The organism is Fibrobacter sp. UWB1 (assembly GCF_002210325.1).
Classification (GTDB): domain Bacteria; phylum Fibrobacterota; class Fibrobacteria; order Fibrobacterales; family Fibrobacteraceae; genus Fibrobacter.
In genome coordinates this window covers 100,583-122,270 of the sequence record NZ_MWQL01000011.1, presented here as the reverse complement: position 1 = coordinate 122,270, position 21,688 = coordinate 100,583, and the positions used below count along the sequence as shown (strand labels likewise).

General features: G+C 47.4%; 17 protein-coding genes. 12 read left to right on the top strand and 5 right to left on the bottom strand.

What is annotated here, in order from left to right:
* Positions 1 to 41: 41 nt before the first annotated feature.
* From B7988_RS09855 to B7988_RS09845, 3 genes are read left to right on the top strand one after another with little or no spacing between them, the layout of a single operon-like run.
* The gene (locus tag B7988_RS09855; RefSeq protein WP_205503849.1) at positions 42 to 317 is read left to right on the top strand and encodes a UPF0175 family protein; all 276 of its coding nucleotides are present in this window, start codon (positions 42 to 44) and stop codon (positions 315 to 317) included.
* Positions 314 to 814: a DUF3368 domain-containing protein gene (locus tag B7988_RS09850; protein WP_088657756.1), complete on the top strand. Its 501-nt coding sequence runs from the start codon at positions 314 to 316 to the stop codon at positions 812 to 814. Before B7988_RS09855 ends, B7988_RS09850 begins: the two co-directional genes overlap by 4 nt.
* On the top strand, positions 811 to 1,371 hold the full coding sequence (locus B7988_RS09845) for a hypothetical protein (protein WP_088657755.1): 561 nt from the start codon (positions 811 to 813) through the stop codon (positions 1,369 to 1,371). The genes B7988_RS09850 and B7988_RS09845 overlap by 4 nt, the downstream gene beginning before the upstream one ends.
* Positions 1,372 to 1,425: 54 nt before the next feature.
* Here B7988_RS09845 and B7988_RS09840 read toward each other — a convergent pair whose 3' ends face one another.
* On the bottom strand, positions 1,426 to 3,246 hold the full coding sequence (locus B7988_RS09840; RefSeq protein ID WP_088657754.1) for a glycoside hydrolase family 44 protein: 1,821 nt from the start codon (positions 3,244 to 3,246) through the stop codon (positions 1,426 to 1,428).
* A 114-nt stretch (positions 3,247 to 3,360) separates the two neighbouring features.
* On the opposite strand from B7988_RS09840, the gene B7988_RS09835 reads away from it, so the two are divergent.
* From B7988_RS09835 to B7988_RS09805, 7 genes are all read left to right on the top strand, one after another.
* The gene (locus tag B7988_RS09835; protein ID WP_170930610.1) at positions 3,361 to 4,212 is read left to right on the top strand and encodes a hypothetical protein; all 852 of its coding nucleotides are present in this window, start codon (positions 3,361 to 3,363) and stop codon (positions 4,210 to 4,212) included.
* Between the two features lie 226 nt (positions 4,213 to 4,438).
* Positions 4,439 to 5,020: a type II secretion system protein gene (locus tag B7988_RS09830; protein WP_088657752.1), complete on the top strand. Its 582-nt coding sequence runs from the start codon at positions 4,439 to 4,441 to the stop codon at positions 5,018 to 5,020.
* 8 nt (positions 5,021 to 5,028) lie between these two features.
* Complete coding sequence (locus B7988_RS09825) at positions 5,029 to 5,559, top strand: type II secretion system protein (protein WP_088657751.1); 531 nt, start codon at positions 5,029 to 5,031, stop codon at positions 5,557 to 5,559.
* On the top strand, positions 5,556 to 6,986 hold the full coding sequence (locus B7988_RS09820; RefSeq protein WP_088657750.1) for a type II secretion system protein: 1,431 nt from the start codon (positions 5,556 to 5,558) through the stop codon (positions 6,984 to 6,986). Before B7988_RS09825 ends, B7988_RS09820 begins: the two co-directional genes overlap by 4 nt.
* A 9-nt stretch (positions 6,987 to 6,995) precedes the next feature.
* On the top strand, positions 6,996 to 14,504 hold the full coding sequence (locus B7988_RS09815) for a pilus assembly PilX N-terminal domain-containing protein (protein WP_088657749.1): 7,509 nt from the start codon (positions 6,996 to 6,998) through the stop codon (positions 14,502 to 14,504).
* A gap of 349 nt (positions 14,505 to 14,853) precedes the next feature.
* Entirely contained in the window at positions 14,854 to 15,126 is a 273-nt protein-coding gene (locus B7988_RS15175) for a hypothetical protein (RefSeq protein WP_088657748.1), read from the top strand.
* A complete protein-coding gene (locus B7988_RS09805; RefSeq protein WP_073319595.1) occupies positions 15,116 to 15,406 on the top strand; it encodes a hypothetical protein in 291 nt (96 codons plus the stop codon). Before B7988_RS15175 ends, B7988_RS09805 begins: the two co-directional genes overlap by 11 nt.
* Positions 15,407 to 15,445: 39 nt before the next feature.
* On the opposite strand, the gene B7988_RS09800 is transcribed toward B7988_RS09805, so the two are convergent.
* Both B7988_RS09800 and B7988_RS09795 read right to left on the bottom strand, forming a co-directional pair.
* On the bottom strand, positions 15,446 to 16,042 hold the full coding sequence (locus tag B7988_RS09800) for a porin family protein (RefSeq protein WP_088657747.1): 597 nt from the start codon (positions 16,040 to 16,042) through the stop codon (positions 15,446 to 15,448).
* Positions 16,043 to 16,062: 20 nt separating this feature from the next.
* Positions 16,063 to 17,100 (bottom strand): NAD-dependent epimerase/dehydratase family protein, encoded by a 1,038-nt coding sequence (locus tag B7988_RS09795; RefSeq protein WP_088657746.1) that lies wholly within the window; start codon positions 17,098 to 17,100, stop codon positions 16,063 to 16,065.
* 195 nt (positions 17,101 to 17,295) lie between these two features.
* On the opposite strand from B7988_RS09795, the gene B7988_RS09790 reads away from it, so the two are divergent.
* A complete protein-coding gene (locus B7988_RS09790; protein WP_088657745.1) occupies positions 17,296 to 17,847 on the top strand; it encodes a pseudouridine synthase in 552 nt (183 codons plus the stop codon).
* A gap of 92 nt (positions 17,848 to 17,939) precedes the next feature.
* Positions 17,940 to 19,742: an extracellular solute-binding protein gene (locus B7988_RS09785; RefSeq protein ID WP_249268947.1), complete on the top strand. Its 1,803-nt coding sequence runs from the start codon at positions 17,940 to 17,942 to the stop codon at positions 19,740 to 19,742.
* A gap of 203 nt (positions 19,743 to 19,945) precedes the next feature.
* Here B7988_RS09785 and B7988_RS09780 read toward each other — a convergent pair whose 3' ends face one another.
* Together B7988_RS09780 and B7988_RS09775 are read right to left on the bottom strand one after the other, a co-directional pair.
* Complete coding sequence (locus tag B7988_RS09780; protein WP_073319607.1) at positions 19,946 to 20,764, bottom strand: hypothetical protein; 819 nt, start codon at positions 20,762 to 20,764, stop codon at positions 19,946 to 19,948.
* Between the two features lie 119 nt (positions 20,765 to 20,883).
* Positions 20,884 to 21,657, bottom strand: a complete 774-nt coding sequence (locus B7988_RS09775) for a transporter (protein ID WP_170930605.1) — start codon at positions 21,655 to 21,657, stop codon at positions 20,884 to 20,886.
* Positions 21,658 to 21,688 lie beyond the last annotated feature (31 nt).

The following is a 21,688-nucleotide window of genomic DNA, read 5'->3' as shown; positions in this document are numbered from 1 at the left end:
TTGGTCTTTTGTGTAAAAAAGTGTATATTTATAGGTGAGGTATGAATATGCAAACCGCTACAATTGAAATAACGAATGCGATGGAACCTTATGTAAATAAGCGTGACATGTGGCTGAAGCAGCGTGCGATGCTCCTGTACCCCTATATTCAGAACGGGACGATTTCGCATGGCCGTGCTGCCGAGATCCTTGAAATGGACAAGTGGTCTCTTATCCAGCTGTATGGTTCTATGGGTATTCCGTATATCGACATGGACGAAGCGGAACTTGAGCGTGACATTGCAAACGCTTTAGCTGCCTGCGGAGAGTCTAAGTGATCGTTGTCTCTGACACGACTCCGTTATTGACTCTGTTCAAAATTGGACGGATTGACGTTTTGAATAAACTATATAATTCCGTTCATATTCCATTTGCTGTATTTGAAGAATTGACTCGTAATACTGAATACCCTGAAGAAGCAGAGTATTTTAGGAATTGCCCGTTTTTAGAAGTCCATTCGGAACTTTCCGCAGAAAGAGTATCCCTATTGCAACGAGCGACTGGTTTGGACATGGGCGAAAGCGAAGCGATTATCTTGGCAGACGAAAAACAACCGAGTCTTTTGCTAATTGATGAAAGCAAAGGCCGTGTTGTAGCCGAGAGTATGAAACTGACCATTACCGGAAGCATAGGCATTCTCTTTGCTGCATATCAGAAGAAGTTGCTTACTGCAGATGAAATTGACCAAAGCGTTACTATGCTTAGGGGCATGAACCGCTTTATCGGTGAAAAACTTTTTAATTTGCTGTTGTCGTTGGTCCACGATAATAAATGAAGTTTGTTAGGAACCTGATTTTTGTTTTAGCTTTGCTTTTGCCGGGTATTTCGATGGCAGAGGAATCGGCATGTCAAAAATCAGATAATTACTACTGCATTTTAGATGGCTTTTCACCGACGCTTTGGGGATGGTCTATGGGCGGCGGACCATATATAGCTTCTGGCGGGATTGACTTTATAGTTGGCGCATCCGCTATTTTGTACGAAACTGCTAGACCAGATTCTTTGATAGGATTTTGGGAACCAACCATTGAGCTCATGTGGACCAATCGAATTCGATTGATTTATGATTTTGATAATGATCAAGTGGGATTCTATTTTCAGCCCAATTTGCGTTATATGTTTGAAAACATGATATTCACGGTTACCTCTGGTCCAGAAATTGGATGGGCATACAAAACTGGATTTGACTACGGATGGTCTGTCCGTATAGGAGGACTTGCGGGATTAGGCTTTGGTTCTCACGAATTTGGTTATTTAATCAATTCCAAAAAAGTGTATTATACATTTTCCCTTGATATTACATTGGGCTTCTGGGCAGCGATGTCTATTTAGGATTATTCCACAAATCCCGGAGGGGGCAGGTGTATGCCTGCCATTAGGAGTTTTTTATCGCAGAATGTAGAACCCGGGGCTTGTGCGGGTGTGCGTGACGTTTCGGCCCTTGGTGTCGAAGCGGCTCGTGTTTCCGTATTGGGGCGCGGGGCGAATCGTGGCTTTTGGCCTGATGGCGTCAACGACGGTCGGGCTGTTGGAAGTGAGTAGCACTGCGGTGATTGACTTTGCGGGGAGCGTCATCCTGAAACTGTTAATGCTGTAGCTTGTCGCAGTGGTGGTTCCGCCCTGCGCATTTGCCTCAACTGCATTTTCTTTCAAGGCGTTGCTTGTATGCGAAACGAATGTTTCGCCTTGGAGATTTTGCAAGGAGAGCGTTTTGACAGTCCCATCGGAGGCGAAGTTCGCAAGATCAAGGTTCACGTCCTGTGCGTCCTTCTCTGCGCGGTTCACGAAGATAACCGTAAGCGAGTCGCCCTTGTTGCTGATGGAACTGTAGGCGGACACCAGCGAGTCATTGCTGGAGGTGGACTGCACGCGGTTCGGGTGGCCGTAGCGGCTGAACAGGTGCACCGTTTCGTACATGCCGTCGCCCCATGTCCACGGGGTGAAAATCTCGACACCGTTGTCCTGCATGGTGCCGAGGAAAGACGCATAGATGAGCGCTGTCACCATAGGATCAGAATCGTTCAGGTCGGTTTCGGTAATGCCGAGCGTAATGCCGTGATCCTTGCCGAAATATTTTTCGAGCCAGTCGTTGATACGCTTGAAGATGTATTCCTTTTGGTTGTCGTTGTCCCAGCCTCCGTTCACCATCTTGATCCCGTTTGCTCCGGGATAGTTATAGGTGGTGTCGAATAGAACTCGATGCCAGTTCACGCGCGATTCGTAATCTTTTTCACTCGGATACCAGTGAATGTCGAAAACATCGAGAAGACGTGTGCCAGAGGACTTTTGCGCCTCGGCAACTTTCATGATGAAGTATTCTAGCCAGCAGTAATCGCGATCGGGGCCTTTGGGTCTATCCTGTTTGTTGTACGAGGACACGGAGCACCATTGCCATTCGTTTGCGACCACTGGGCCGGTGAGCTTGATGTCCTTCCACTGCGCGCGGGCCTTCTTGGCGACATCGATGTAGCGTTCAACGAGAAAGTCTCCCGTGACGGGCAAATCCAGGTCGTTGTGCGTGCCGCGCCAGATTTCCATTTCGTTGTCCATGCTCCAGTACTTGAAACGGCTCATGTCATACTGGAGCTCGTCTTTCCAGTGCGGGATAATCGCGACGGTCGAGTCGGCTGGCCATTCCATGTTGTAGAGCGAGGCGTCGCCCGCCTTGATGAGTGTTTCGCCATCGTCGGAAACTTCGCCGCCGCCTGCAAGGTCGAACGCTCGTGACGGATAAGAGCCGTGTTCCTGTTTCCAGTTCCAGTCGGGAAAATTGTATTCGGTGCTGCTAGCTGCGTAGCCCGTGAGCTGGAAGCCGTACATTGCGTCGACTCCCGGCATCTTGTCGAGCACCTTTTTCGCGGTGATATCCCAGTCGTGCGCATACACGTTGTTGAACCAGTCCGGGTGAACCGTCATTTTGTGGCTCCAGTTGTAACGCGTAGAATTGTTGCCGTTGTTCGCGCGCATCATGTGTATGCCCGCGTCGAGCATCTGGGCGATAAACGCTTCTTCGTCTGCATCACTTTCAGCATCCGTATCGCTGATTTTGTCGATGTTTCGCCCGTAAAGGTACGGAGAAATTTTCTTGATGCCCTTTTGCGCGTCAACGGAAATGTCGATAGCGGCGAAGGACAATGTCGCTGAGCTAGCGATGAGCACGGTGGCGAGACTTGCCTTCGTGGAGAACACGGTCAGAATACTTTTCATAAAACAACCCTTTTAAAACAACCATTCTTTAAAATAATCTCTTTTTTGAAAAAAAGGTTACTTTCTTAAAAACGAATGTATATTTAATGTTGTATGAAATATTTATGCGTCCTTTTGCTAAGTTCGTTTCTTCTCGTAGGCTGTGGCTATACCCGCCATTATGCCCATGTTGAAAAATTTGAAATGGAAACGCTCGCCGCTCCCGAAATCCGCGGTGCGGGCGGTTATAAAGAACCCAACACCGCTAACGTTCGCATGTCTGCAAACGTGCACGTGGGCTCGCGAGACAAGGAACAGCTTCGCGGCCTCAGGAACAAAATGGACGGCTGTAATGATATTACCCAGTGCAAGGCCTATAAATCCGAAGAAGTTAATGAGACGGTAGATGGTACCTACAAAATGAAGTACCCGTACGTAGAAGCCTCTTTAGATTACATCAGCAAAAAAGAGCTCTTCCTTTGGGGTATTAGTTTCGTGCTCGATAAAGGCGTGTACGGCAGTTTTCTTTTAGGCGTAAACACTAAGTACTTCGAAGTGGGTGGCTCGCTAGGTATGTGGATGCACTTCCGCGATTTCGATTATTCGGGAACAACATACAGTTGCGACCCCTTCTATGGCGCAGGTGGTTCTTTTGACAAATCCTCCTTTGAACGCGGCAATGGCGTGGGCGTGGTCGTTACCTATGGCGGGTACGCCAGCGCCTATTATGGCCCCCTCTCATTGAACTTCTCGGTAAATATTTATCGACCTGACCCCGAATATCCTGCAGACGATGACGGCAGTGCCTCCAAATTGGGACGCACAATATCTGAATTCGACTTCCCGCTCGTCGTGACGGAATACATTACTGCTGGCTACCGCATAAACGAAAATTGGGAAGTCCGCTTGGGCGCCTCTAATATCGTTGGCGAGTTCCCCGGCTGGCACTGGGGTGCAACGGGCGGCATCAGCTATTACACCAAGTAATCTTACAAAAAACTTGCAATTTTTAGGGATGTGCGGAAAAACACCCTTTTTGCTAAAAAATTTACAAAAAATGGGCGATTTTGGCGTTCTTTCGCCATTTTTGTCTTTTTTTTGAACGTTTTGTAAAAAAATAAGTTATTTTAGAATAAGCCTGTCGGAAACGCCCGAAGTCGGACGCCCACAGTACTTTGTTCTATTTTTATGGAAAGTTGTGTAAGGTAGGTATATGGTGTTTGCAAAGCGAACAGCTTGTTGTGCTAAAGCGGGTTATACCCTAGTCGAAGTCCTGGTAGTTGTCTCTATCATGGGCATTCTCTCGGCAATGGGTGTGGCCGGCCTGCAGGGGGCCATTGCAAACGCTCGTGTTAAAGATGCCGCTGTGAATACGGCTGCCTTTGTAGAAAGAGTGGCGAATGAGTCCAATAAACTTTCGGCAGTGTTGTGTATGAAGGTTCCCGATGGTAACCATCAAAAGATTTATGTGGTGCGAGATAACCAAAAAAAAGATTGTACCACTCCAAGTGACGGAATTATAGACTCTTTGGTTCTTGATGCTCCGAATCAGTTTGTGAGTATGGCCGTTTGCGGTCCAGTCACTCAAAATTGGTTCACAAGTTATGGTGTTTTTAAGCCTCGTTTGGGGATTGCCGCAACTCCTCCAGAAGGGGGTGTTTGCATCCGGTATGGTACTAAGAATGTTTTTGGAGCCGTTCGTAAGGATTCAAAAAAGAATTGGGTGATTCCGATGTGGAAGGTGAACCACGACGGCTCTAAGGACAGTGATTGGAGCAACTGGATTGAACTGTAGGTGGTGTTATGGTGAAGGTGAGCGAACATTTGCAGGGCAAAAAAAGCCCGCGCAGCAAACAGGGCTTCGGCATTGTCGAAGTATTGATTGCTGCTGCCGTTCTTGGCTTTCTGTATGTTGCCATTCTGAATTTGCAGGGTGGTAATCGCGATGCGTTACTTCGTATTCGTGGCCGTGACGGCGCCACGGAAGTTGCACAAAATATTATAGATTCGCTTGGAGCTTTGGGAATCGCAAATCTTACCGATGACAAGTTGAAAAATGGTGCAGGCGTGATTCAACCTATTATTATTGATCCGATTAAGCGTACTTGGGAAGGTCAGCCAGGAGTGCTGAGAAATAAAATGACGGTTGATTATAGGGCTGAAGTCACTGTATCTCCGGATGCGGAATATATGGCTAATACTGGCTCTATGCTTTTGTCTGCAATGAGTTCTAGCAGTTATTCTCATGTGTACGCCAAAAGGCTAGATGTCAAAGTTAGTTGGCACTTTAAGAATTCGATTCAGTCTATTACGGTTTCGGGGGTCATCCGATGAAGTTCGCTAAATCCGGTTTTACCCTTATGGAATTGCTTGTCTACATGGCTATTGTAGGCATTATTGTCGTTATCGCTGGCGAAGCTTTCAGTAATTCTACCAAGTTCCGTATTCGTACAGATAACATGATTAAGGCTACTCAGGTTGCTGAAAACGTGGGCATGCTTTTGAAGGATGACTTGGCTCAGATGGGGGCCAAGAGTTCTTTGGAATCCGTGGGAGCTTCTACTAGCGACTATTTTGATGTGTCTCATATTTCTGATGTGTACATGGATCCGGATAACGCTATCGATTTGAAGAAAGATTCTTCTTCGTTTAGGATTGTAAATAATGCTACAACAGGAAATACGGACAGTCTTGTTTTCAGACGTTTGCGTTATGATACCCTTGGTCATTATGAAGCTATAGAAGAAGTGGCGTGGTTCTTGACCACTGCAAATAGTTCCACGACCTTAAAACGTCAGTGTGTCATTTTGGATAAGAAGAGTTCTTCGGTTAGTGATTATCCATGTGCCCCCAAAGGTACAGATGGTGATGCTATGGAAGATTATATAACAGAAATGGCTACGGAGATAAAAAACTTTGTGGTTCAGCCGGGTATTCCGTTGGTTCGCAGTGATGTGAGTAATTTGGATTACAGAAAAGAACAACTCTTTCCGCCATCAGATGGTGATGAGTTTAAATTGTATTCCCGTTATGGAGAATCGGATTTAAGTATGATTACTACATCTGCGGGAGGACGTTCTGTGACATTGAGTGGATTTACCACCAATTATGATTTGACCGAAGGAGCCCCGATAACGGATGGCAAACTGAGACAGCAAGTTATTGCTCTGCAGAACAATGATCATGCTTCTGATTCTTGGGCGGCTCTTTGTAGTGAAGAAGGGAATAATTTCACTTTTATTCCCAAGGAAGAATATGAGATTTCCTTCAAGGTCCCGTATCCGAGCGTGAGTGGGGACAAGGTTGATGAAATGCAAATGTTTGTTCCTGGACGTGATCATATGTCGGTTGGTTTTGTTCTGCTGAATGGCAAAAAACCAACAAGTATTCCTGATTTTATGTTCTATCCGCCTTCTAGTACTGAGGGAAATAACGTGGAACGTGTGATGCGATTCTCTGTTCCTGACACAGTGAAGAATGTGTGCATGGCGTTTACTTTTGCCATCTACTCACCTGTAGTGGCCAAGGGTTCGCTGACAATCAAAGACCTTCGTCTCAAGCGTCGTGCTTCTGAAAATTACACCTTCGGTAAAGACAGATTTGGCAATACTGTCACCACGATTAAAGAGAACGACAAGCAGAATGTAAAGGCGTTCAAATTAACCTTATCCATTAAACGAGGTGCCAAAGCGGGTGGTAACGGAGAAACCGGCGAAGTCACCTTGGTTATCCCTGCGCCAAGTAATGGCCCAAGAGACTAGGAGGGCATTATGTTAAGTGGAATTGAAAATAAAAAAATGGATTTCATGGAGGGAAACTCGATGCGTTTGAAATCGGGTGTTTCTCTAATTGTGGTTCTGTTGTTTATGTTGATAGCGACCATTGCCGCTACCGCTACATATAAGTGGATTACGTCTGAATCTAGATCTTCTGGTGCAAGAATGATTCAGCGCGAAGCTTTCCAGTCTGCCGAAGCCGGCATTGAAGCAACCCGTGCATGGATGACATTCCATGGAAATGATGTTGGTGCGTTGATTAAGAAGTACATGGATGGTAATAATCAGCCTATCAAAATTGATGGACAGATGGCTGAGTTTAAAAGAGGCGGGCAAAGTTACGATGTGTGGCTTACTGGTGTCAATACGGATGCTACGACATATAAGTTGAAAATTGTTTCTAAAGGTAAGTCCCGTAATGGGGTTGCTTCTTATACCGAAGCAGCTATTTTGAAAGTTGATGGTTTGTATAAGGTAAAGATTCCTGCAAAAAAGACATCCGGCAATTTCAATTTCAATTATAACTACTTTGGCGCCTCCATGGAAAACCATGGTAATATGAATTCTACCTCCATTCTTGTGAATGGAAACTGGAAAGGTAACCCGAATACGGTACAAACCACGTTCGTTGTGACGGGAAATGCGGAACTTTCGGGTAATAATCTGCATATTGGTGAAACAGCTTGTATTGGTGGTGACCTGAGCTCAAATAACGGCTTTACTGGTCGTGATTTGTATGTGGGTAAAAACGCAAACAGCTTTACGGCCCGGCTTCAGGGAAATGCTTATTTTGATGGCTCTGTCGTAATGGGCACTCAGGCAAATCCTGGATTTAACATTGATGGAAATGTATTCTTGAAGGGCTCGATGCGTACTAGCCAAAATGAATTTTCTCCGATAATTCATGGCAATTTGTGTTTGGATGAAAACGCTATTTTGCTGTCGTCTGGAACAAATAATCAGTTTGTTGTAAAAAAGAATGTGTGGTTGCCGGGCCCGTTTAATGTTGCCTTTGGTAATTTTAATTGGTCTACAGGAGCAACGACTATTGAAGATAACAATGGTATTGACGCTTTGTATGATAGGATTGTTTTTGTTGATAGTGCTGGAACGGCCTATATCAAGTATGGCAAGCCTTCTCGGGATTACCATACCTTGCATGATAAATCCTTCAAAGAAAATAAGAAATGGGCTAAAAATTGTGATAAGGTGAATGCAAATTACTACCAAGCGGTTTGTGCCCAGTGGGATGCCGTCGGCTTTGGTGGTAATTGGTCTGATCAATGGAGTTATTGGAGTGACGCTAATTATCAGCCTTATGCATGGGAACGAGCCGAGGCGGATGATAAATATTACATCTATTATACTGAAGCGGGCAAGAAGGATGTTGACTTTAAAAGATATGACCGCAAAGACTTGAGACAAGTGCGAACGGGTCATGCTGGCCCAGGTCATATTGGCCCAGGTCCTATTGGCCCCGCTGGTCATACATTCAAGAATTCCGAAGTGGGTGCATATTATGTAGGTGGGGAGTATTTCTACTATCAGGATTTGGTTACTACAGGTGGTGGCTGGATGGCTCCGATTAGCTATTCCTTGACGCCGCATTACAGAGGCTATCATTTTGATTGTCTGCATAATGATAAAAATAACAGTTGTGAAGATGGTTCTATTGCTGGCTCGCCTTATTGTAAAAAGGTTTCCACTGAAGGATTTAGACCATTCTGTTCGGTGCCGTCTTGGTTTAGCGTGAAAAATGGAACCCTTAGCACGGCTGATCCGACGAATTTGGATTGTGGAGAATCTATTAAAACGAGCTGCGACTCTATTTGGCGTAAAGGAAATGGTTGCGATGGTTCTGCATATAAAGTTGATGATGTCTTGAAAAATTCCTATGACGTGTTCAAGGATTACGCTTCCAAACCTTGCGCGGCTGATATTAAGGATTGGGATAACGATGTTGTTAAAGATATGAACAGCTGCTATGAAACCCTCAAGGGCTCAGATAATCTTTTCAACGGGTATTTGGTAGTTAGCGTCAAAGCGAATAATAAGGTGGACCCGCCGGGAACGCTTAAAGGCAAATTTATCATCATCTTTGAAAACGATCCTAGACAGAATGCTTTCCCGCCAACAGAAGAGGGCTCCTATGTGTTCCTCTATTTACGTAATGGAGGCTCTGAAGAACTGCAGCCTACGGGGGCTGGCTTATACAACTACTTTATCTTTACGGACAAGGATGTTTCAAAATTCTTGTTTAATAATACGGCAACCTTGAGTGGCTCTATTTACGCTAAGGCAGAAAACTGTGCTAAGGTTAAGGATATGACCATTGATAATATGGTTATGAACCAGGAATTGCTCAATGATCTTGTGTCGAATGGAGTTCTGTGTGCAACTGATCAGTCGGATTGTGGAGCTGTTGTTACTATCGGGGATCCCGAGACAACTGAAATTACTCATAGTACAACTACAGAGGTTTTTGGTACAACGGATACGTATTACATTTCGAGTGCTCCGCAACTTAGAATATCTGTTGAGTCTCAGTATAAGAATTCCGAATCGGAATCTGCTTTGGCTGATGCCGAGGCTTTGGGCGGCTCGTTTATTGTGCTTCCGAGAGTGGTGTATATGTCCAAAGATCCTAAGGGGGCTCTTAATGATTATTATGGTGTGGTCCCGTTGAATAGTAAATCTGCTGCGACAGGAAAGACTATTGCTTGTAATGATGCAACCATTTCTGCAAGAGCAAACAGCAGTAAGTTGTATGATCCTTCTACAGACACGATGCTTCCTGAAGGTTATTTCATTTGTAATGTGACTGCGACTGTGGGCGGGAATACAAGCACCGTGCCGTTCTACCTAGTGGTTAAGGGTACTTTGAATGGCGCTCCTGAGGTTAACTTTAAAGAACCTGTGGTTGAATTGGCCCAAGGAAATTCTACGACACCGAAGCTTGTATTGGATGCAGAAGCTGCTCAGCCTTATAAGGTGAAATTTACAATTCCAACCTCTCTTAATACTGGATGGGATGTTTCTCCGATTGATGGGGTGACGACTTGCGTGAACGGAGTTTGCGAAGCGACGATCCCGACAACGCAGAAGGAGTTGGCTGTTCTTACGGTGACCAATAGTAGCGCGACCTCTGGATCCGTTACCCTGACGATTACTGAATGTGATGCTTGCCACCCGGGAACTCAAAAGGTAGAAACGATTTTCGTTGCTGCGTCGGCAGATGTAGAGCTGCATAATTTGACTGAATATTGTGCTGCTGCGGCCGGTAACTGCCCTGCTGGAAGCGATCTTGCAAAACAGGCGAATACTTCAGAATGGCCCGATTGTCCGGAATCCGGGACATGGGTGAGTGTGAATTCGACAAGCGCGACTCCTTGTAAAACGTTGGTGACGAACCATCGTTGGCTGTGTAATATTGATGGAGGAATCAATCTTGTGGCAGGAACCGCGCCTTCGGGCTGTCAAGTGGTTATTCCTACAACGAATAACAGCTATACATCCCCCCTTGCAGCCGGACAAACCCATTATTTGTATGCGGGACTTAAAGCGACGGCGATGAAGTTCTATGCAGGCTTTGCTGGTGATATTGATGAGGGCGCTCAAAAAACTATACATGTTGAAGTCTTGGACAATAATGGCAATTTGAGAGAATTGAATTGCACATATGCGAATTTCAAGAACAATGAAAATAACTGCGCTATTGATGTGTATAGGGGCTCGAAGGTGACGCTTTCGTTGCCGGACAATCCGAGTGACTTTAACCGTTGGAAGTGTGAGGCCGGCACGGATTGTGCAGGATTGACAAATCTTAACCAAGGTGTCGTGTCGTTCAACATTACTGGCGTAAATAAGGTTTATGCACACTTCAATGAAAAAGATAAGCACTGCTTCTTTGATGAATTTACTAGAAGTACTCTTGGATGTGGGGCTACTATATCGAAAAATGAGTATTGCGTTGTTTCGTGTGCTGACGGTGCTACGTGTAATACTGAGGCTAAATGGAGACTTCTTGAAGGTAATCTGACAGATTTGTATTTGGACACGTATGACAAAAAAATCAAAATAAAGGAATCGGTGAATCGCCATAAAAAGGAATCTGAGATTTCCCGAGTGACGCTTCTCAGTAATGCGGTTGCTGGTCTTTATGGAACGTTGAAGGCCCAGTTCAAGATTTCGAAACAAAAAAAGAATAATAGCGGAGCTGCCATGGCTGTGGTGAAAAACACGGGATTCGTGTTGCGCAGCACGACAGATTTGTCGGATTATTTGATGCTGAATATTTATTTGGATGACAACAACAATGTTAATGCACGCCTTTGCATAAAGGATAGCGATGTTTGCAGGGAATCTCCGCTGTATAAGGACTATGCAACAGCCTATGCAAACGATGGCTCTATTGTGCTTGCATCGGCAACTCTGAAGGGGCTTGGTGGGGCCGAAGATACATTGGTTGTCTCGGTTATTCCGAGTCCTTGGAGCTCGACTACGTATACGACCACGTTTATTTTGAACAACAGCAATTTGCCTGGTGTTGAAAATTTGAAAACTTACGGAACGCATGAATCGGTTGGATTCCGCTTGAGTGATCCGAATGTTGAACTTTATGGCATTGGTTGGTATAGCGAAGACTATAATTCGGAATGCTGGGATACTTATCCGACGGTGAAATGCTCGTTTAAGGCAAATTATATGGGTGGCATTGTACCTAAGGATTCTGCGGTGGCTCCATGGGTGGGTATGTCCGCATGGTTTGATCAGGGCTATGGCAGCTGTAATCCGCGCTATTACTATAATGGTACGGTTTCTGCAGACTTGATTTGCTCAGGAGCGGCGCTTACGGATGATGAGTCTTTCCATGATTGCGGTACAGCATACAGGTTCGGTACGACTGGCTCGCATGGCTCTGATAACAGAATTGCCAAGGCAGGAGTCTCTGGCTGTGGCTTGACTTACCAGCAGAGTCAGTGGGCGAGTGCAAATGCTGATTGTGGCCCCTTCTGGGTGGGACAATTCAACACTTGTACCCATGCGTATGAGTTTGAATTTGTTGCGCAGAATGATGCTGGTGGTGGATATTGGAATATTGGTGATGCGGGCTTGGCAAACTTGCGTGATGCGACTCTCAAGATAAATTTGAACAATGCCGCTAAGGATGAAATTGAAATTTCTATGTATAGCCAATACGATTTTGGCAGTTACTACTATGGCGATGATGCTAAGTATAGTCAAACCTTTAAGACGAATGGCAATGGAGAAATTTCTATTGAGGTAAGTACTCTCTCGGATGCCGAGGGCTTTGATCCGGAACATGTGAAGGGTGTGTACATCCGCAATCTGACAACGGGAAGCATTGCAAGTGTAACGAGTGTCATGAGTGCTTGTCCCAATGTGTTGGGCATTGATGCATGCCACGCAGAATACAATACTTCGTCTGGCAAGTGGCGCATTCAGGGGATGATAAACAATGCAGCGCGAGCTGGCGAAATTCGTGTGACGGCAGGAGGTTCTGCGAGCATGAGTGGCTTGGATCCGGCTTCTCCGCTAGTTTGTGGTTCGTCAAAAGACAATCCTTGCAATTTGTCTGGTTCGGGCAAAAAACAGCCTGTTGTATTTGAATGGTTGGATGACCCGTTTGCTAATAATATGGGCAAGAACTATACCTTTGATATTTCTGTGAAAGCTAATGATGATAAGAATACGGTTGTTTCGTGTACTACGGATCCGTATGAAATTTCATCAATTAGAGCAGAGTGCTCGCTGAAGAAAAATTCTGTTGTGGCTGGCGAAGGTATTCCTATTGTAGAATACAGCTTGTTCGGGTGCCCTGATAACAAGTGCTCTTATGAAATTTATGTTGATGGACAAGGTACTATTGCTCAAAATGCTCAGACAGGCGATTTTACAACCTTGAATTCGTCGCCAAATGTGTTGAATGCTGCGACCAGTCCTCTTGAATTGTCTACGTATACTGTTAAAATGAGGTCGAAAGATACTAAACGTCCGTTTAACGAGGAAACTTGTGGCCAGTTTACCGTGACGAATGTGAATCAGCAACAATCTGAAATTCAGAGTACCTGTAGCTTCGATAAAGCTTCGATTACGCTTGGTCAAAGCACGACGTTTAAGTCTTCTAATTTTACAGGAACGGCTCAAAATGCGACTGTAAGATTGTTGGACCCGGATGGAAACGAAGTTGCTTCCAATGGCTCGTTCTGGACTGGCGGAAACTACGATGTGTGGAATATTAGGCCGACTAAAACGGGTGAATTGGAATATATCTTAGTTGTTAATGGTGGCGTGTCTTGTAAAGCAACACTAACGGTTTCTGCCCCATCGTCATTGAACTGTTCCATAACGGGAGCTCTATATCAAGGACAGGAATTGTCTGTAAGCATTCCTGGCTTTAAAATAGATGGCTCGGATCAACTTAAGTGGAAAATAGGTGATGATGATTCGACAATGATTAGCTGTAATTCTGGTAGTTGCTGGAATAATACGATGACAGCTCCGCAGGAGGCGGGTAGTTACGCATATTCCGTTACGTATTTAGATTATCCTGTGTGCAGCGGAACTTTGAATATTGGTTCTGTTCTTACATGCAGTGTTACGCCGACAGAATTGAATAAAAAGGCGTTCTATACGTTTACGGCTACTAAAGGTGTGAATTGCTCAAATTGCATGTTTATGGACGCCTCCAACACGTCTGGCAGTGTGTATTTCCCTGGAAACGGAAATACTCTTCAGATTACACGAAAAGCTGTGACTAGCGGAGAAAAGAATTTGTCTATGAATTGTGCTTGTGATAATAATTTCAGTGCTACATGTTCTGAAACAATAACGGTGGTGGATGCTGAAGAACCGTTTACTTGTCCTACCGATGCAAACCCGTATGAATGGGAATGCGAATCTAACGATGGTCAGGGCGGTGTGGACAGTTGGGGAACAGGTGCAAAATGTGTAAAAATCCATGCAGCTAAAGCTTATATTCAATCGAGTAACGCTACAGGTAGGTCGTTCTGTGTTAATGGCGAAGAAGCCGAGCTGAACTCGGATGAAACAAATTTGTTGACAAAGGAATATTCCGCAGGAGAAGATGGCTATATAACAGTATGTGCTTCGGCTGGAGATAATGCGACTACTCGAATTGGATGGGATAGATGCAAAGTTCCTACGCAAGCGATAACATTTGATTGCGACGAAACAAATTCCGTAGACCTTACGGGAAGTGGCAATCATAGTGTTTCTGCCAATACATGTTATTCATTTAGATGCTATTTTGGTACTGATGGTGCGAATACAGGTGTTTGGAATTTCTCTGCGCCAGCTGCCGGTACAAAGATGATGTATAAAGATTGTTCTGGAACGACTCAGACGTATACATTCCAATATAACAACCATTGGTATGAAACAATCGATATTGGTGCATGTAGAATTTATTTGAAATCAGACGCGCCGATGACTATTGCCGATTGTTCCTGGAAAAACTAAAATTTGTTTTTGCCTTGTGGAAGAATTTCTTCAAAATATGCCGGTCCCATTAGGGACTGGCGTTTTCAATTTAAAAACTCGGTTGTAAAAAAATCGCCCTGCGTAAGCAGGGCAAATTTTCAAACTTTTTGCCGTCAATGATACTCTACAATCTCCCAGTGGCCGCCGCGATTTCCACCAACTCGGCGAATCCGACCTAGCCTTCGTATTTTTTTTAGCTTTATTCCGTGCGAATATTTTTTTATTTACAGCAAGAAAATGCGTGGTTCTTGCAAACTATTGTTTGCAACATGAATGAGAGAAGGTTGTTTGTCTTGCATTTTAGAATACATTAATCTATTTTAATTATATGCAGAAAAAGGGAAATCACAAAGAGCTGTTTCGTCCGCAAAATCGTATAGATGCGGCGCTCGCTCGTATTGAAACGTCAAACATCCTTTTTGAGAAGAAACGTTTTTCGGCATCAATTTATTTTGCGGGAGTCGCAGTAGAAAGTATTTTAAGGGTTTTTATTGAGAGAGATTCAAAGAAAGTTAACGTGCTAAGGCAGTTTGCGGACCAATGTAATGATGCTGCAAATGCAATTGTTGCGAGAGGGTATGACTTGTATTATGGAGAATAGAAAGATTAAAACAGTAGCGAAAGATGTACCGCTGAAAGAACGTGTACGCATGGTTTTGAAAACCTCTGCTTATGGCAACGTTAAGGGCGCTCGGATAAAGGTGACTGAGTCTGAGGATGGCTATATACGGGGCTTGGTCAATTCTCCGATGTTTACGGGAGTCGATGTGGCATCTCGTCAATTAGCAATTCGTAATTCGCTGAAAGGCAAATTCACAAAATCAGATCGTCAGCGTATACTGACGATTTTGACAGCCGCTCCGGCAGATTTTTCAGATTAACCAAGGGACAAAAGGCGTTTTTTAGAACGCCATGTTCTCTTACATAAACCAGTAAATTCCGCCGACTTGGATTTGCATGTTCTTGAAGGCTTGGTCGTCGCTTTCGAATTTTTTGCCGTCAATGATAGAGGTCAGGCCCACACCGTAGCGAATGCCCAGGTCCAAATTGGGCGTGACCGAGCAGCCTATGCCGACGTCGATGCCGAATTCAAAAACGTTGAGTGCGTCATTTTTGCCGAAGTTGGTTGTTTCGACAACGCTGCCTAAGTCTTGCTCCATTTCAGAGGACAGGAGCAGCGCGAATCGCGGGCCTGCTTCAAAGTACATTTGAGGCAGCACGTTGTAACGGGCGAGAACGGGTAATTCAAGTGCCCACGTGTTCCATGTGAATTCGTCGTCTTTTTGGCGGCGCCAGTCCACGTCGAGCTCGGGTACAACGCTGACTTTTTCGTTTACGGCGACTTTGGCGGCGGCGCCGGCTGTAAGGCCGAGACTCCAGGGGATTTCCTTTTCAGAAGCCCCGTCGCCCCAGAGCGTGCTGAAGTTGACTGCGGCGTGTCCGCCCATTTGGACTTGAGCAGAGGCTAGACCGGTTGCGAACAGTGCGCCTGCAATAGTGCGGGAGATAGCTTTCATGTTGTTTCCTCCGAAAATGTTTACCTCAACGGGTTCTTGTCGCTCTTGTACCACTTCATGAATTCGGCGATGCCGTCGTGCAGGCTCCAGTGGGGCTTGTAGCCGCACTCGGTTTCGAGCTTGGTGGTGTCGGCGTTGGTCTGGTACACGTCGCCGGGCTGCATGGGCAAGAAGTTTTTCTTGGCGGGCTCGCCGTAAGCGTTTTCGATTTCCGCAATAAAGTCCATAAGCTTTACGGGGTGGCTGCAGCCGATGTTGTAAATCTTGTAGGGCACGTTGTTGGGGCACTTGGCGGCATCGGGCACATGATCCAGCGTGTGGATGGTGCCTTCGGCGATGTCGTCGATGTAGGTGAAGTCGCGGATCATGTCGCCGTTGTTGAACACCTTGATGGGTTCGCCCTTCGATATCGCGCGGGCAAAGAGCATGGGCGACATGTCGGGACGTCCCCACGGCCCGTAAACGGTAAAGAACCGTAGACCCGCGACGGGCAGGTTGTAAAGCTTGCTGTAGCTGTGGGCCATAAGTTCGTTGCTCTTTTTGCTGGCGGCGTACAGGCTCACCGGATTGTCCACCTTGTCGTCTTCGCTGTAGGGCACCTTGCTGTTGAGACCGTACACGGAGCTGGACGAGGCGAATACCAGGTACTTGACTTGGTTGTGGCGGCAGGCTTCCAGAATGTTCAGGAATCCGACCAGGTTGCTTTGCAAGTAGGCATACGGGTTCGTGATAGAGTAGCGCACGCCTGCTTGGGCGGCGAGGTTCACGACCTTGTCGAATTTTTCTTCGGCAAAGAGTTTGTCCAGCGGCTCCTTGTCGTCGATGCCCATCTTTACAAATCGGCAGTTCCTGTACTTGGTGCTTTGCACCATGGCGCCGTAGGCGAAGTTGTCGCCGGGCTGTTCGATGCCGCCTTCGCGGAGTCGACCGTACTTGAGGCGTACATCGTAATAGTCATTAATATTGTCGAGGCCTACCACTTCGTCGCCGCGTTCCGCTAGCATGAACATGAGCTTGGAACCAATAAAACCTGCTGCACCAGTAACAAGAATTTTCATGTGGGGAAATATAATATTTTCTTTCTTTGTCTTCTTGCCTCCTTAATGTCTTCCCGCACGTAGATGCGGGACCTCCTCTAGTTGCCTGAAAAGAACGCCTGCAGTAAGAATTACAAGTGCTTTGGAAAGTCGTAAAGGGAGATCCCGGCTCAAGGCCGGGAAGACATGCGGGTAGGTTTTGCTACTTTTAGGTTGATGTCCACAGTTATCTTGTTCAACAAGCCTTTCGGCGTTTTAAGCCAGTTCACGCCGGAGTCGGGCCATGCGGCGCTCGATACGTTCGGGTTCCCGCCGGGGGTGTATGCAGCAGGACGCTTGGATCACGACAGCGAGGGCGCACTCTTGCTGACGGATAATGGCAAGCTGATTAAGAAACTGCTGGACCCGAAGTTTGAGCACCCGCGAACCTACTTGGCCCAGGTGGAGGGCCAGATTACCGAAGAGGCGGTGCGCAAGCTTGCCAGGGGTGTCGATATCAAGGGTTATCACACCAAGCCCTGCAAGGCAGAAATGGCGGAAGAGCCGGATTGGCTTTGGTCCCGCAATCCGCCGGTGCGTTTTAGGGCGAATATCCCCACGAGCTGGGTGCGACTCACGCTCATCGAGGGCAAAAACCGCCAAGTGCGTCACATGACGGCGGCGGTGGGGTTCCCGACACTTCGCCTGATTCGTGTACAAATCGGTAATATTCCCTTGGGTGATTTAAAACCGGGCGAGTGGCGTGTCGTTACCGATAAAGTGATTTGATGCTTTATCCCAAATAAACTATTTTGTGAAAAACGTCATTGCGAGGGGTGTAGCCCCGAAGCAATCCATAGTGAAAAATGAAGATTGAAAATATGAAAAAGTTTTATGGTGCTGCGTTTATTTCTGCGGCTTTGATGGCCTCGACGCTGTCGTTTACCGCTTGCAACGAATCCGGTTCCAAGGGTGCAAAGTCTGCGAAATCTGCCGAACTCAACTGCCCCGAACTGCCGCTTGATTCTACAGCCACGGGCGAGTTCGACCCGATTGCCTCGAAGGATGCCCGCCCCTGCGGAACGATTACCTTGTGGGGCTCCGCGATGCCGAAGTCTTTTAACATGTGGGAAGACTACAACAGTTTCTCTGCCGAACTCATGGGCATGATGTTCGAACCACTCGTGAGCCTGCATTCTACCGAAGACCGTGAAGTGGGAATCCTTGCCGACAGCTGGAATGTGAGTGAAGACGGCAAGACGTTCACTTTCCACGTGGACAGCCGCGCCAAGTGGAGCGATGGCAAGGCCGTGACTGCCGAAGATGTGCAGTTCTACTACGACGTCATCATGGACGAAAAGAACCTCACGCCGATTTTTAAGGTGGGGCTTAGCCGCTTCGACCGCCCCGAGGTCGTGGATAGCCTTACGATCAAGATGACCGCGAAGGAAAGCCACTGGGGTAACTTCTGGGAAGCGGCGGGAATGCTCGCTTTCCCGAAGCACGCCTGGGCAGGGAAGGACTTCAACCAGATCCGCTACGAATTCCCGGTGGTCTCGGGTCCGTACAAGATCAAGACCTTCCGCGAAGACCGCTACGTAGAACTTGCTCGCCGCGCCGACTGGTGGGGGTTCAAGAAGAACTGGAACCGCGGCAAGTATAACTTCGAAAAAATCCGCTACCGTTTTATGAACGACCAGACTAAAGCGCTGGAAGCTTTCAAGAAACAGGACATCAACGCCTACGCGATTTACACCAGCAGCATCTGGATGAAACAGACTGACTTTGACGCCATTCAAAAAGGCTGGGCCGTGAAGCAGCGCATTTTCAACAAGGAACCTATCGGTTTCCAGGGGATGGCCATCAACCTGCGCAAGCCGCAGTTCCAGGACGTGCGCGTACGCCGCGCCCTCAACATGCTCCTGAACCGCGAAGCCATGAACGAAAAGTACATGTACAACCAGTACTTCTTGCTCAACAGCTACTACCCCGACTTGTGGGAAGGTAACCAGAATCCCACGGCACCGCTCTACAAGTTCAATCCGGATAGCGCCCGCGCCCTCTTTGCCGAAGCGGGTTACAAGGTGAATGCTCAGGGCGTGCTGGAAAAAGACGGCAAGCCTTTCGCTATCAACTTTATCACCAGCCAAGAAGACTTGCGCCACCTCACGCTCTTCCAGGAAGACCTGAAGAAGGTGGGCGTCGTGGCGACCATCGAACAGATGTCGCAGAGTACCTTACGCAAGCGCTTGGACGATGCAGACTTTGACCTTTACTGGGTGAACTGGGGTGCAGGCCGCCTCCGCGATCCGGAAGCCAGCTGGTATTCCACAACCGCACTGCAGAAGGGCACGAACAACCTTGCCGGTGTACAGGATAAAGTCGTCGACAGCTTAATCAACTTGCAGAAGACTGAATTCGACCTCGCCAAACGCAACGAAATCCTGAAGGCGCTCGACAACCGTCTGGCCGAAATCGTGCCGTATGTGCTCATGTGGCAATGCGACCATCACCGCATTCTTTACTGGAACCGCTACGGCACTCCCGAAAAAGTCTTTGATCGCTTTAACCGCGAAGACGCCATACCGGTATACTGGTGGCTGGACCCCACGAAGTCTGCCGCCCTCGACAAGGCCATGAAGGCCGGAGAGAGCCTGCCCGTGCTGGAATACGATGTGAAGTAGGTCGGCGCAATGCGCCTTTGAGGTGTGAGCGCGGGACAAAGTCCCTTTGAGGTCGCGTTGCTTTGAGTAAAAAAGAGCGTGCTGAAAATCAGCACGCCATTCTTGTAAACATTTACGGTCTCATCTGAGAATTCTCTGCTCAATGCTCAGAGCGCTCTGCGCGACCTCAAAGCCTTGCTTACGCAAGGCGACCTGATACCTCTTTAGAAGAAGAATTCGGCACCGACGTACAGGCCGGTTGCGTCGCCGCCCATGTTATCATGGTCGCCGCTACGAACAAAGAGCTTGCCGGTGACTTCCAACTGCTTCGGGATTACGTAGATTCCGCATCCGAGCCAGATGGTAATCTGGTGGTCGCCATCGTCGTCGCCACCCACTTCGACATCGCCTTCTTCCCAAGTGCTTTCGGTAAGGCGGAACTTGAGCTGCATGCCAAAGAGCGGTGTAATTTCGGTGTTCGGAACGGTATAGGCGATTTCGCCACCCATGTGCAATTCCAAACCGCGTTCTCTGTTGTCGTGTTCAAAGCCCCAGAACAAACCGGCTTCGGTTCCGAATTTGAGACCCGGAGCCTCCTTAATCGGCATGCTGAACTGGCCGCCCAAATAGAGGGCGATTTCTTCGCTAGAAGGAGGCGTAGTCCTACTGCCGTTTGCACCGTATTCTATTTCGTCGTTACCGACGGGCAGAATAAGGTCCACAAAGCCGTTGAACGAGGGGTCGAACTGATAACGTGCGCCGATAGTCAGGTCGCGCAGGCCGCTACCGCCGTTCACGCAGCCGCTGCAGTCCGATTCGCCCCAGAACTGGTAACCCCAATCCTGCAAGGAAATTTCGAGGTTTTGGATTACGCTGTAGCGAACGCCGATGCCAAGGCCGGCATTAGACCAATCGTGGTCCCAGTTGTAATAGAGGTTGCCCTTTACAGAACCCTTGCCGGCTTCGAGAACGGGGTAGTAGTCCCAAGTTGCGAAAGCGGCGCTAGAAACGAGGGCCGCTGCGAGTGCGATTTTTTTGAACATTCCAGACTCCTTGGAAAAAGTTTTTGTGTTACAATTTAGTAAATGCATTAGGGCTAGGGGTGTAAAAAAAAGATACCCCGGACTGTTGTCCGGGGTAGTAAATAGCTGTTTACAACCGATTAGAAGCGGATGAGGAGAGCGCCCTTGAGGGTGTTGCTGTCGCCATAGAGGTCGCCGTTAGAGATGGCGAAGTTGGCCTTGACAGCGAACATCTGGTTGATGTCGTACTGAGCGCCGACCCAGAAGGTGAGCTGGCTTTCGTCAGTGCCGTCAACGTCATGGCCGTCAGCCTTGTCCTTGGAGAGCTGCTTGTTGAAAGCGAAGCCGATCCACGGGGTAAGGCCAATGCTTGCAATGGTGTAGTCCAATTCGGCCTGGAGGGTCATCGTGACGCCTTCTTCGTACTTTTCGTCTTCAAACATCCAGTCGAAACCGAGTTCGGAGCCGAACCACAAGTTAGGAATGAATTCCTTGGTGAACTGGATGGCGGCATACAGACCGAACGGGTCGTAGTCGCCGACAACGTCATCGGAGGTCAGCGGGAGCTTGATGTCCAAGGCGCCGATCAAGATGGGCATGAACTGGTAACGGGCGCCGAGGGTCATGGCGTAGATGCCGTCGTTATCCGGGCAGGTTTCAGGATTGGTGTCTTCGCAGCGGTCGTCTTCGTTCCAGAGCTGGTAACCAACGTCCTGGAGAGAAATTTCCAAGTTCTGGATGATATTGTACTTGGCGGCCAGGTTGATGCGGTTCATGGACCAGTGGTCATGCCAGGTGTAATTATCGCTGATTTCGACTTCACCCTTGTTGGCGTCGCCAACCGGGAAGAAGTTGTAGGTTGCAAAGGATGCGCTTGCAGCCATGGCTGCGACGAGTGCGATCTTCTTAAGCATTGAGTGTCTCCTTATAAAATGTTTGTAACCT